The sequence below is a fragment of the Pseudomonas sp. M1 genome (genome assembly GCF_022760135.1).
GTDB classification, from domain to species: Bacteria; Pseudomonadota; Gammaproteobacteria; order Pseudomonadales; family Pseudomonadaceae; genus Pseudomonas; species Pseudomonas citronellolis.
Genome location: NZ_CP094343.1, coordinates 786,914 through 799,399, shown reverse-complemented (window position 1 = coordinate 799,399; position 12,486 = coordinate 786,914). Strand labels below are relative to the sequence as shown.

Annotated in this window: 12 protein-coding genes; 4 read left to right on the top strand and 8 right to left on the bottom strand. The window is 66.1% G+C overall.

The window, feature by feature from the left end:
• Nucleotides 1–91: 91 nt before the first annotated feature.
• The 4 genes from dapB to grpE form a co-directional block, all read right to left on the bottom strand.
• Entirely contained in the window at nucleotides 92–898 is an 807-nt protein-coding gene (gene dapB / locus PM1_RS03480; protein ID WP_009613065.1) for a 4-hydroxy-tetrahydrodipicolinate reductase, read from the bottom strand.
• 86 nt (nucleotides 899–984) lie between these two features.
• A complete protein-coding gene (gene dnaJ, locus PM1_RS03475) occupies nucleotides 985–2,115 on the bottom strand; it encodes a molecular chaperone DnaJ (protein WP_009613066.1) in 1,131 nt (376 codons plus the stop codon).
• Between the two features lie 122 nt (nucleotides 2,116–2,237).
• Complete coding sequence (gene dnaK / locus PM1_RS03470) at nucleotides 2,238–4,154, bottom strand: molecular chaperone DnaK (protein ID WP_009613067.1); 1,917 nt, start codon at nucleotides 4,152–4,154, stop codon at nucleotides 2,238–2,240.
• Between the two features lie 89 nt (nucleotides 4,155–4,243).
• A complete protein-coding gene (grpE, locus tag PM1_RS03465; protein ID WP_009613068.1) occupies nucleotides 4,244–4,807 on the bottom strand; it encodes a nucleotide exchange factor GrpE in 564 nt (187 codons plus the stop codon).
• Nucleotides 4,808–4,976: 169 nt separating this feature from the next.
• On the opposite strand from grpE, the gene recN reads away from it, so the two are divergent.
• On the top strand, nucleotides 4,977–6,653 hold the full coding sequence (gene recN, locus PM1_RS03460; RefSeq protein ID WP_009613070.1) for a DNA repair protein RecN: 1,677 nt from the start codon (nucleotides 4,977–4,979) through the stop codon (nucleotides 6,651–6,653).
• Nucleotides 6,654–7,056: 403 nt separating this feature from the next.
• Here recN and fur read toward each other — a convergent pair whose 3' ends face one another.
• A complete protein-coding gene (gene fur, locus PM1_RS03455; RefSeq protein ID WP_009613072.1) occupies nucleotides 7,057–7,461 on the bottom strand; it encodes a ferric iron uptake transcriptional regulator in 405 nt (134 codons plus the stop codon).
• 96 nt (nucleotides 7,462–7,557) lie between these two features.
• Between fur and PM1_RS03450 the strand changes: the two genes are divergently transcribed.
• On the top strand, nucleotides 7,558–8,091 hold the full coding sequence (locus PM1_RS03450; protein WP_009613075.1) for an outer membrane protein assembly factor BamE: 534 nt from the start codon (nucleotides 7,558–7,560) through the stop codon (nucleotides 8,089–8,091).
• Nucleotides 8,092–8,152: 61 nt separating this feature from the next.
• Here PM1_RS03450 and PM1_RS03445 read toward each other — a convergent pair whose 3' ends face one another.
• Together PM1_RS03445 and PM1_RS03440 are read right to left on the bottom strand one after the other, a co-directional pair.
• A complete protein-coding gene (locus tag PM1_RS03445; protein WP_009613076.1) occupies nucleotides 8,153–8,461 on the bottom strand; it encodes an RnfH family protein in 309 nt (102 codons plus the stop codon).
• Nucleotides 8,454–8,888: a type II toxin-antitoxin system RatA family toxin gene (locus tag PM1_RS03440; RefSeq protein WP_009613078.1), complete on the bottom strand. Its 435-nt coding sequence runs from the start codon at nucleotides 8,886–8,888 to the stop codon at nucleotides 8,454–8,456. The genes PM1_RS03445 and PM1_RS03440 overlap by 8 nt, the downstream gene beginning before the upstream one ends.
• A 172-nt stretch (nucleotides 8,889–9,060) precedes the next feature.
• Here PM1_RS03440 and smpB point away from each other — a divergent pair, with 172 nt between their 5' ends.
• On the top strand, nucleotides 9,061–9,540 hold the full coding sequence (gene smpB / locus PM1_RS03435; RefSeq protein ID WP_009613079.1) for an SsrA-binding protein SmpB: 480 nt from the start codon (nucleotides 9,061–9,063) through the stop codon (nucleotides 9,538–9,540).
• Nucleotides 9,541–9,701: 161 nt separating this feature from the next.
• On the opposite strand, the gene PM1_RS03430 is transcribed toward smpB, so the two are convergent.
• Complete coding sequence (locus PM1_RS03430; protein WP_009613080.1) at nucleotides 9,702–10,466, bottom strand: FCD domain-containing protein; 765 nt, start codon at nucleotides 10,464–10,466, stop codon at nucleotides 9,702–9,704.
• A 318-nt stretch (nucleotides 10,467–10,784) separates the two neighbouring features.
• Here PM1_RS03430 and PM1_RS03425 point away from each other — a divergent pair, with 318 nt between their 5' ends.
• A complete protein-coding gene (locus PM1_RS03425; protein ID WP_009613081.1) occupies nucleotides 10,785–12,461 on the top strand; it encodes a lactate permease LctP family transporter in 1,677 nt (558 codons plus the stop codon).
• Nucleotides 12,462–12,486: the final 25 nt, after the last annotated feature.

The following is a 12,486-nucleotide window of genomic DNA, read 5'->3' as shown; positions in this document are numbered from 1 at the left end:
AGAAACGCGACATAATGGTCCACCTTTTGCACGACGCGTAACGCTACCGCTGGGTCATTTTTGCCCCGTCATGCCGACGCGCGGCAGGCGCTCAGCGCAGCCCGAGCACGTCCTGCATGTCGTACAGGCCGCTGCCCTGCCCTTCCAGCCACAGCGCCGCACGCACCGCGCCGCGGGCGAAGGTCATGCGGCTGGAGGCCTTGTGGGTGATCTCCACGCGCTCGCCCTCGGCGGCGAACAGCACGGTGTGGTCGCCCACCACGTCGCCGGCACGCACGGTGGCGAAGCCGATGGTCTCGCGCTCGCGGGCGCCGGTCTGGCCCTCGCGACCGTAGACCGCCACCTTCTCCAGGTCACGCCCCAGGGCATTGGCCACCACCTCGCCCATGCGCAGGGCGGTGCCGGACGGCGCGTCGACCTTGTGCCGGTGGTGGGCCTCGATGATCTCGATGTCCACTTCGTCGCCCAGCACGCGGGCGGCGGTGTCCAGCAGCTTCAGGCAGAGGTTGACGCCGACGCTGTAGTTGGCGGCGAAGACGATCGGGATGTCCTTGGCGGCCTCGGCCAGAAGAGCCTTCTCTTCCACGGAGAAACCGGTGGTGCCGATGACCATGGCCTTGCCGGCCTTGCGGCAGACTTCCAGGTTCTTCAGGGTCACGGTGGGATGGGTGAAGTCGATCAGCACGTCGAACTCGTCGACCACCTTCGCCAGGTCGCCCGACAGCGGCACGCCGATGCGCCCCAGGCCGGCCAGTTCACCGGCGTCGGCGCCCACCAGGGTGCTGTCCGGGCGGTCGATGGCGGCGGTCAGGCCGGCGCTGCCGTTGGTCTGCTGCACCGCCTCGATCAGGTTCTTGCCCATGCGCCCGGCGGCGCCCATTACGGCTATACGTCGCATAACAGAAAGCTCCAAGCTGGAAGCCGAAGCCGGAAGCCCGAGCCGGCCCGCTTCAAGCCTCCAGCTTCGAGCTTCCAGCCCATCACTTATAAATCGTCGAAGAAGCGCTTCATGCCTTCGAACCAGCCACTGGCGCGGGGCGAGTGGGAGGTGTCGCCCTGCAGGCTGCTGCGGAACTCCTCGAGCAGTTCGCGCTGGCGCTTGTCCAGGTTCACCGGGGTCTCGACCACCACGCGGCACATCAGGTCGCCGGCGCCACCGCCGCGCACCGGGGCCACGCCCTTGCCGCGCAGGCGGAACAGCTTGCCGGTCTGGGTGCCTTCCGGGATCTTCAGCTTCACCCGGCCATCCAGCGTCGGCACTTCCAGCTCACCGCCCAGGGCGGCGTCGGCGAAGCTGATCGGCACTTCGCAGTACAGGTGCTTGCCGTCGCGCTGGAAGATGTCGTGCTCGCGCACGTTGACCACCACGTAGAGGTCGCCCGCCGGGCCGCCATGGGCCCCGGCCTCGCCCTCGCCGGTGAGGCGGATGCGGTCGCCGGTGTCGACGCCGGCCGGCACCTTGACCGACAGCGTCTTCTGCTCTTCCACGCGGCCCTGGCCATGGCAGGTGCCGCAGGGGTCGCTGATCATCTTGCCGCTGCCATGGCAGCGCGGGCAGGTCTGCTGCACCGAGAAGAAGCCCTGCTGCATGCGCACCTGGCCGATGCCGCCGCAGGTGGTGCAGGTGACCGGCGAGGTGCCGGGCTTGGCGCCGCTGCCGCTGCAGGTCTTGCAGCCGACCAGGGTCGGCACGCGGATGGTCACGGTGGTGCCGCGGACCGCGTCTTCCAGGTCCAGGTCCAGGGTGTAGCGCAGGTCGGCGCCGCGCTGCGGGCCGCCGCGGCCGCCACGGCCACCGCCGCCGCCACCGAAGAAGTCGCTGAAGACGTCGCCGAAGATGTCCGAGAAGCTCGCGCCGCCGAAGCCGGCGCCACCGCCGCCCATCTGCGGGTCGACGCCGGCGTGGCCGTACTGATCGTAGGCCGCGCGCCTGCTGGCGTCGGACAGGATCTCGTACGCCTCGTTGGCCTCCTTGAATTTATCCTCGGCTTCCTTGTCGCCGGGATTGCGGTCCGGGTGGTACTTCATGGCCAGCCGGCGGTAGGCCTTCTTCAGGTCCGACTCGCTGGCGCCACGCTCGACACCCAGTACCTCGTAGAAATCACGTTTGGCCATAAATTCTTTGCACCTTGAAAACCTCTCCCCCAGACACGCCGACGCGGGAGCAAGCCCCCGCGTGACGTTTCATGCGCACCGACACGCTGGTCGGTGCGCCGGAGCGCAAGCTTGCACGAGGCTTACTTGTTCTCCTTGACCTCTTCGAACTCGGCGTCGACCACGTCGTCGCCGGCCTTGTGGTCAGCATCGCCGGACTGGGCTTCGGCGCCCGGCTGCGGTTGCTCGGCGTACATCTTCTGCGCCAGCGGGGTGGACGCCTGGGACAGCGCGTTCATCTTCGCTTCGATCTCGGCCTTGTCGTCGCCCTTCACGGCGGCTTCCAGGTCGGCCAGCGCCTTCTCGATGGCAGCCTTCTCCTCGGCGGTGGCCTTGTCGCCAGCCTCGGTGACCATCTTGCGAGTCGCATGGACCAGCGCATCGCCCTGGTTGCGGGCGGCGGCCAGTTCCTCGAACTTGCGGTCTTCCTCGGCGTTGGCCTCGGCGTCGCGCACCATCTGCTGGATCTCGTCCTCGGACAGGCCCGAAGAGGCCTTGATCACGATGGACTGCTGCTTGCCGGTGGCCTTGTCCTTGGCGGACACGTGCAGGATGCCGTTGGCGTCGATGTCGAAGGTCACTTCGATCTGCGGCACGCCGCGCGGCGCCGGCGGGATATCGGCCAGGTCGAACTTGCCCAGGGACTTGTTCTGCGCGGCCTGCTTGCGCTCGCCCTGCAGCACGTGGATGGTCACGGCGCCCTGGTTGTCGTCGGCGGTGGAGAACACCTGCGACTTCTTGGTCGGGATGGTGGTGTTCTTGTCGATCAGCGCGGTCATCACGCCACCCAGGGTCTCGATGCCCAGGGTCAGCGGGGTGACGTCGAGCAGCAGCACGTCCTTGACGTCGCCGGCCAGCACGGCGCCCTGGATGGCAGCACCCATGGCCACGGCTTCGTCCGGGTTGACGTCCTTGCGCGCTTCCTTGCCGAAGAACTCGGCGACGGTCTTCTGCACCAGCGGCATGCGGGTCTGGCCGCCGACGAGGATCACTTCGTCGATCTTCGACACGTCCAGGCCGGCGTCCTTCAGGGCCACGCGGCAGGGCTCGATGGTGCGCTGCACCAGGTCTTCCACCAGGGACTCCAGCTTGGCGCGGGACACCTTGACGTTCAGGTGTTTCGGGCCGCTGGCGTCAGCGGTGATGTACGGCAGGTTGACGTCGGTCTGCTGGGTCGAGGACAGCTCGATCTTGGCCTTCTCGGCAGCCTCTTTCAGGCGCTGCATGGCCAGCGGGTCGCCCTTGAGGTCCATGCCGGTCTCTTTCTTGAACTCGTCGACGAGGTAGTCGATCAGGCGCAGGTCGAAGTCTTCGCCACCGAGGAAGGTGTCGCCGTTGGTGGCCAGCACTTCGAACTGGTGCTCGCCGTCGACTTCGGCGATCTCGATCACCGAGACGTCGAAGGTACCGCCGCCCAGGTCGTAGACGATGATGGTGTGGTCGCCCTTGGCCTTGTCCAGACCGTAGGCCAGCGCAGCGGCGGTCGGCTCGTTGATGATGCGCTTGACGTCCAGGCCGGCGATGCGGCCGGCGTCCTTGGTGGCCTGGCGCTGGCTGTCGTTGAAGTAGGCCGGCACGGTGATGACCGCTTCGGTGACCGGCTCGCCCAGGTAGTCCTCGGCGGTCTTCTTCATCTTCTTCAGGACTTCGGCGGAAACCTGCGGCGGAGCCATCTTCTGGCCCTTGGCTTCGACCCAGGCGTCGCCGTTGTCAGCCTTGACGATGCTGTACGGCACCATCTTGATGTCTTTCTGCACGACGTCTTCTTCGAAGCGACGGCCGATCAGGCGCTTCACCGCGTACAGGGTGTTCTTCGGGTTGGTGACAGCCTGGCGCTTGGCCGGCTGGCCGACCAGGATCTCGCCATCGTTGGCGTAGCCGATGATCGACGGGGTGGTGCGAGCGCCTTCGGCGTTCTCGATCACCTTGACGCTGCCGTTTTCCAGGATGGAGACGCAGGAGTTGGTGGTCCCCAGGTCGATACCAATGATTTTGCCCATATTCACTCTCCAGAAATTAGATTCCGTGCTGATCCCGCTGCGGACCTTGTGCTCGGTTGATTACCCAGATGGGGACCGGGTGGCGGATTTCAAGCCTTCTCGTCGATCGAAGGCGGGGTTTGCTCGGGTGCCTTGCTGACCACGACCATGGCCGGGCGCAGCAGGCGACCGTTGAGCAGGTAGCCCTTCTGGAACACCTTGACCACGCTGCCGGGCTCCAGGTGCACGCTCTCTTCCATCGCCATCGCCTGATGGTGCTCGGGGTTGAACGGCTCGCCGTGGGGGTCGACCGGCTCCAGGTTGTAGCGCTTGAGGGTGTCGTGGAACATCTTGAGGGTCAGCTCGATGCCTTCGCGCATCGGCTTGATCGCCTCGTCGTCCGGGCTGGACATCTCCAGCGCGCGCTCCAGGGTGTCGACCACCGGCAGCAGGTCGCCGGAGAACTTCTCCAGGGCGAACTTGTGCGCCTTCTCGATATCCTGCTCGGCGCGGCGACGCACGTTCTGCAGCTCGGCGGCGACGCGCAGGCTCTGGTCCTTGGCCGCGGCCAGCTGTTCCTCGAGGTCCAGCACGCGGGCGTTCAGGTCGTCGCCGGCAACCTGTTCCGGCTGCTCGTTCAGGTGCGAATCCTGAGTCTGTTGCTCGTCAGACATGCCACTCTCCTAAAAAAGAAAAAGCCTTTGAAAACAAAGCGAACCCAATGGCTCGCGGCTCTGCCGGCTATATGGGGGCCATTTGCGCCGGTTCAAGGGGCGGGCGATGAATTGCCAGCGGCAAAAAATACTGTATAAATAAACAGACCTTTTCACCGGAGCCGCCTCCATGCTGGTTCATCTCTCCGTGCACAACTACGCCATCGTCGAGCACCTCGATCTCGAGCTCGCCGCCGGCATGACCGTGATCACCGGCGAGACCGGCGCCGGCAAGTCGATCATGCTCGACGCCCTCGGCCTGACCCTGGGCGACCGCGCCGACAGCGGCGTGGTGCGCCCCGGCACGGACAAGGCCGACATCCTCGCCAGCTTCGACGTCGGCGCCATCGCCGAGGCCCGCGACTGGCTCGCCGAGCGCGACCTGGAGCAGGACGGCCCGTGCATCCTGCGCCGGGTGATCACCGCCGAAGGCCGCTCGCGCGGCTACATCAACGGCACGCCCTGCACCCTGGGCGACCTCAAGGCCCTGGGCGAGCTGCTGATCGATATCCACAGCCAGCACGAGCACCAGTCGCTGCTCAAGGCCGACACCCACCGCCGCCTGCTCGACGAATACGCCGGCAGCCAGGACCTGGCGCGCCAGGTGCAACTGGCCGCGCAGCGCTGGAAACAAACGCGCCACGAACTCGACCGCCTGTCGCGCAGCAGCGACGAACAGCGCGCCCGCCACCAGCTGCTCAGCTACCAGCTGGACGAACTGGAGAACCTGGCCCTGGGCGAAAACGAACTGGAGGCGCTGGAGGCCGAGCACAAGACCCTGAGCAACGCCGGCGCGCTGCTCGGCGCCTGCCGCCAAGTGGTGGACATGTGCAGCGAAAGCGACGCCGGCAACGTGCTTTCGGTGCTGACCGCCAGCCTCAACCGCCTGACCGCCTTCCAGAGCCAGCCCGCGGCGCTGGCCGAGGCGGTCAACCTGCTGTCCAGCGCGCAGATCCAGGTAGAGGAAGCGGTGGGCGAGCTGAACCGTTTCGTCGACAACTTCGATGCCGACCCCAGCCGCCTGCAGCTACTGGAAGAACGCATGGACGCCATCTACAGCCTGGCCCGCAAACACCGCGTGCAGCCCCACGACCTGCAGGCCCTGCAACAGCGCTTGCTGGAGGAATTGGAGGCACTGAACGCCGACGACGAAGCCGCGGAACGCCTGGGCGAGGAACTGGCCGCCTACGAGCGCCATTACCAGGAAAAAGCCGCGGAACTCAGCGCCCTGCGCCGCCAGGCCGCCCCGCAGCTGGCCACCCTGGTGGAAACGGAAATGCAGCGCCTGGGCATGCCCGGCGGGCGCTTCGCCATCGAACTGAGCGACGCCCCCGCCGACGAGCCCCAGGCCAACGGCCTGGAGCAGCTGGAATTCCTGGTCAGCGCCAACCCCGGGCAGCCGCTCAAGGGCCTGGCGCGGGTCGCCTCCGGCGGCGAACTGTCGCGCATCAGCCTGGCCATCCAGGTGATCACCGCGCAAACATCGCGCACGCCCACCCTGGTCTTCGACGAAGTGGACGTCGGCATCGGCGGCCCCACCGCGGAAGTGGTCGGCCAACTGCTGCGCCGCCTGGGCGAAGGCGGCCAGGTGCTGACCGTCACCCACCTGCCGCAGGTCGCGGCCCAGGGCCACCAGCACCTGTTCGTGCACAAGGAGCGCGGCAGCAGCGAAACTCGCACCGCGGTGGCCAACCTGAAGAAGGCCGAACGCATAGAAGAGATCGCCCGCATGCTCGGCGGCGTGGACATGACCAAGGAATCCCTGGCCCACGCCCGCAAGATGGTGGACCGGGCGCTGCAGGGCTGAAAAACCGCGAATCGAGCCGCGATGCGCGGCTATCGCGGACAAGGTCCGCTCCTACGGGGAAATGCCACGCCTCGGGCTGACTGTAGGAGCAGGCCCTGCCTGCGATTCGCGCGCAGGGCGCGCTCCTACAAGGGCACGGCGCATGGGCAACCTGTAGCGGATCTCATCCGCGAATCACGCCAGATTGTCCGCACCTACACCCCAGGCAAACACAAGGCCCGTAGGATGGTGTTGAGCGAAGCGATACCCATCACCACCGCATGGGTTTCGCAAGCTCAACCCATCCTACGAAAAGCGCCTCGGCGCAGACAGTTGCGCCTACGCGCCAATCTCACCTGAAATCCCCCCTGAAAATGAAAACGGCGGCCCCAGGGCCGCCGTTTTCCGTTCGTTGCAAGGCTACTTATTTCTTCTTGCGCACGTACAGGACCAGGTTGTGGTCCACCAGCTCGAAGCCGCGCTCCTTGACGATTTCCTTCTGGCGCTTCTCGATCTCGCTGTCCATGAATTCGATGACCTCGCCGGTATCCACGCAGACCATGTGGTCGTGGTGGCCGCTGTCGGCCAGTTCGAACACGGCGTGGCCGCCGTCGAAGTTGTGGCGCACCACCAGGCCGGCTGCCTCGAATTGGGTCAACACGCGGTACACGGTGGCCAGGCCGACATCCTCGCCAGCCTCCATCAGCGCCTTGTAGACGTCCTCGGCGCTCATGTGGCGTTGCTCGGCGGAATCGAGCATCTGCAGGATCTTGACGCGCGGCAGGGTGACTTTCAGGCCGGCCTTGCGCAGTTCGCTATTTTCAACCATGTGTGCTTTCTCGGCGCGGAATGCTTCGCAGCATCCTTCAATGCGGGTATGATCGGGGTTTCGTCGCCCAGCCAAGATAGTGGAAGTCACCCCCCGATGCAAAACACCAAGCTCATGCTGACCAGTCTCGCATTCGCAATGGGACTAGCCGCACTCGCCGGTTGTTCGTTCCCGGGGGTCTACAAGATCGACATCCAGCAAGGCAACGTCGTAACACAAGACATGATAGACCAACTGAAGCCGGGAATGACCCGTCGGCAGGTACGTTTCATCATGGGCAACCCGCTGATCGTGGATACCTTCCACCCCGACCGCTGGGACTACCTGTACAGCATCCAGCCCGGCGGCGGCCAGCGCCAGCAGGAGCGCGTCAGCCTGATGTTCAACGGCAACGACCAACTGATCGGCCTGAACGGCGACTTCCGCCCGGGCGTCAGCCGCGACGAGGCCATCCTCGGCAAGGAAACTACCCCGGCCTCGCCCGAGCAGCCGCAACAGCAGAAGCCGGAGCAGCCCAAGGAAGAGCCGGCCAAGCCGGGCTCGGTGGAAGAACAGCTGCAGCGCGAAGTCGACGAGGCCAAGCCGGTCGCCGTGCCCACGCCGGAACCGCTGGAAACCAATCCGCAGTAACCGGCACATCCATGAAAAAAGCCCGGCATCGACCGGGCTTTTTCATGTCCGCGTGTTTCGCTCAGCCCTTGCTGGCCTTGGCGCGAGCGGCACGCTGCTTGCGCACTTCCTTGGGGTCGGCGATCAGCGGCCGGTAGATTTCCACCCGCTCGCCCTCCTCCAGCACCCGGCCGTCCGGGTCGGCGACCGCCTTGCCGAAGATGCCCAGCGGGCTGTCGAGCACGTCCAGTTCGGGGAACTGCGCAGCGATGCCGGACAACCTCACCGCTTCGCGCACCCGCGTGCCGTAGGGCACGCTCAGGCGCAGCAGGCGCTGGCGCTCAGGCAGCGCGCAGACCACCTCGATGGCGATGCTGCGCTCATCAGCCATACAGCTGCTTGGCGCGCTGGCAGAAGGCGTCGACCATGGTGTTGGCCGCCTGGGTGAACAGCGGCCCGAGGGTCGCCTTGACCAGGGCGCCGGCGTAATCGAAGGTCAGGTCCAGGGTGATCTTGCAGGCCTTGTCGCCCAGGGCCTTGAAGGTCCACACGCCGTGCAGCTCGGAGAACGGGCCGTCCTCGAGGTTCATCTCGATGCTCTGCCCGGGCACCAGCACGTTGCGCGTGCTGAAGCGCTGCGACAGGTTGCCCTTGGCCACGCTGAGCTCGGCGCGCATCGCCGTTTCGCTTGCCTCCAGCACCTTGCTCGCCGAGCACCAGGGCAGGAACTCCGGGTAGCGCGCCACATCGTTGACCAGGTCGTACAGCGCCTTCGCGGAATAGGGCAGCAGGGCCGAACGCTGGATATGCGTGCTCATAGGGGTCTCGCTTCTTCAGTGGCGGACGCCGGCGAACCGGCCTCCAACAGTACGAAAAACAGCGCGCATTCTCCGAGATTAGCCACCCACCCTCAAGCGCGCATCCCGCCGCACCCGGAATTGGTCGTCCCCGATGGCGGCGCGACGAGCGACTCCCTATAATGCGCGGCCTATGGCTAAACAGAAGAAACACCCCCAGGGGACCATCGCGCAGAACAAGAAGGCTCTGCACGACTACTTCATCGAGCAACGCTTCGAGGCGGGCATCGCCCTGGCCGGCTGGGAGGTCAAGAGCCTGCGCGCCGGCAAGGCCCAGTTGGTCGACAGCTACGTCCTGCTCAAGGACGGCGAGGCCTGGCTGCTGGGCAGCCACATCACCCCGCTGACCACTGCCAGCACCCACGTGATCGCCGACCCGGTGCGCACGCGCAAGCTGCTGCTGCACAAGCGCGAGCTGGGCAAGCTGTTCGGCGCGGTGCAGCAGAAGGGCTACGCCTGCGTGGCGCTGTCGATGTACTGGAAGAAGCACCTGATCAAGTGCGAGATCGCGCTGGCCAAGGGCAAGAAGGAATACGACAAGCGCGACACCGAGAAGGAACGCGATTCCAATCGCGAGATCCAGCGCACCATGCGGCACGGCAAGGACGACTGACGCCAGCCCCCGCCTGCCGCTTTTCGTAGGATGGGTGGAGCGAAGCGATACCCATCGCCATGACCGCATGGGTATCGCCAAGGCTCAACCCATCCTACGAAGCTGACGCCAGCCCCCGCTTTTCGTAGGAGCGAGCTTGCTCGCTCCTGCAGGTCCTGCCGTTAAACCCCCAGCCTGCGCTGCGCCCGCTCCAGGCGCCGCACTTCGTCCTGCGCCTCCTCCAGCACTTCCCGCACATAGGAAATGTGCCGGTGGGAAATCTCCCGCGCCTCTTCCGCCCGGCCCTGCATGATCGCGTCGTACAGCTCGCGGTGCTGGCTCATCAGTTGCTCGCGGGTTTCCGTACGCTGGGCGTACATGCCGCCGATGTTGGTCACCACGTTGTGCTTGAGCAGGTCGAACAGGCCGCGGATGGTGTGCAGCAGCACGGTGTTGTGGCTGGCCTCGGCGATGGCCAGGTGGAAGCTGGCGTCGGCCGCCCCCTCCTCCTCGCTGACCTTGTCGTTGCGCTGATAGCAGGCCTGCAGCGTCTCGAAGGCGCTGGTCAGGCGCTGGTGGTCCACCTCGGTGGCGCGCAGCGCGGCGTAGTAGGCGCAGGAGCCTTCCAGGGTGTGGCGGAACTCCAGCAGGTCGCGCTGCGCCTCGGGGTTGCTCTCCAGCAGGTGCAGCAACGGGTCGCTGAAGGTCGAGCCCAGGGACTGCGCGACATAGTTGCCGCCGCCCTGGCGGCTGACCAGCAGCCCCTTGGCCACCAGCTTCTGGATCGCCTCGCGCAGCGAAGGCCGCGACACGCCGAACTGCTCGGCCAGCACCCGCTCGGCCGGCAGGCGTTCGCCCGCCTTCAGCGTGCCCTCGAGGATCATCGCCTCCAGACGCTCGACGATATCGTCCGACAAGCGGCGCTGCCGTACCTGATTGAAAGCCATCTTTTCCCCACCTCTCGGCCCGCCTGGCGGAAGGCCCCGTTTCGCAGGGGCGGCAGCCTAACCAGCGGCACCCGACACAACAAGCCCGACGATCGCCGGGATCGCCCGGTCCGACAAAAGTTGTAGCGCCGCAAATTGACAGCCTACAGGGATGCTTTTACTCTGAGCGCTCGCTTTTGTAAATTGGTATTACCAATTTTCGCGAGATCCGCCGAGACGGTCGTCCGCCTGCCGCCAACCCCGCCCGGGGCGGCGCCAAACCCACGACGCGGCGCAAGACTAGACTCCAATCAAAAAACAATTAGGAGCCAAAACAGCATGCAAACCTGGCAGCAGATCTATACCCCGCTCGGCAGCCTCGGCCTGTCCGCGCTGGTCGCCGTGATCCCGATCGTCTTCTTCTTCCTGGCGCTGGCCGTGTTCCGCCTCAAGGGCCACGTCGCCGGCACCATCACCCTGATCCTCTCCATCGTCGTCGCCATCGCCGCCTACGGCATGCCGGTCGGCAAGGCCCTGGGCGCCGCGTTCTACGGCTTCCTCTACGGCCTCTGGCCGATCGCCTGGATCATCGTCGCGGCGGTGTTCCTGTACAAACTGACGGTCAAGAGCGGGCAGTTCGAGATCATCCGCAGCTCGGTCCTGTCGATCACTTCCGACCAACGCCTGCAGGTGCTGCTGATCGGCTTCTCCTTCGGCGCCTTCCTGGAAGGCGCGGCCGGCTTCGGCGCGCCGGTGGCGATCACCGCCGCCCTGCTCGTCGGCCTGGGCTTCAACCCGCTGTACGCCGCCGGCCTGTGCCTGATCGCCAACACCGCGCCGGTGGCCTTCGGCGCCCTGGGCATCCCGATCATCGTCGCCGGCCAGGTCTCGGGCATCGACGCCTTCAAGATCGGCGCCATGGCCGGCCGCCAGCTGCCGCTGCTGTCGCTGCTGGTGCCGTTCTGGCTGGTGTTCATGATGGACGGCCTCAAGGGCGTGAAGGAAACCTGGCCGGCCGCGCTGGTCGCCGGCGGCAGCTTCGCCGTCAGCCAGTACTTCACCTCCAACTTCATCGGCCCGGAACTGCCGGACATCACCTCCGCACTGATCAGCCTGGTGTGCCTGACCCTGTTCCTGAAAGTCTGGCAACCGGCCAACGCCGTCGAAGTGGTCGGCGTCTCCGGCGGCGCAGCCGTGGTCGGCGGCGGCAACGCGCCGCGCTCCGAACCCTCGCCCTACAGCACCGGCGAGATCATCAAGGCCTGGTCGCCGTTCCTGGTGCTCACCGTGCTGGTCACCATCTGGACGCTGAAGCCGTTCAAGGCCATGTTCCTGCCCGGCGGCGCGCTCTACAGCCTGGTGTTCAACTTCCCGATCCCGGGCCTGGACCAACTGGTGTTCAAGGGCCCGCCGATCGCTGCCGCCGCCACCGCGCTGCCGGCCGTGTTCAAGTTCGACCCGCTGGCCGCCACCGGCACCGCGATCCTGATCTCCGCGATCGTCTCGATGTTCATCCTGCGCATCGCCGCGAAAACTGGTCTGACCACTTTCAAGGAAACCCTGGTCGAGCTGAAGTGGCCGGTGCTGTCCATCGGCATGGTGCTGGCCTTCGCCTTCGTCACCAACTTCTCCGGCATGTCCACCACCCTGGCCCTGGTCCTGGCCGGCACCGGCGCGGCCTTCCCGTTCTTCTCGCCGTTCCTCGGCTGGCTGGGCGTGTTCCTGACCGGTTCGGACACCTCGTCCAACGCGCTGTTCGGCGCCCTGCAGGGCACCACCGCGCACCAGATCGGCGTCAACGACACCCTGCTGGTGGCCGCCAACACCACCGGTGGCGTGACCGGCAAGATGATCTCGCCGCAATCCATCGCCGTGGCCTGCGCCGCCACCGGCATGGTCGGCAAGGAATCCGACCTGTTCCGCTTCACCCTGAAGCACAGCCTGCTGTTCGCCGCGGTGATCGGCGTGATCACCCTGCTGCAGGCCTATGTCTTCACCGGCATGCTCGTTCACTAAGCTGTACCTGCCGGGTCCCAGCGCT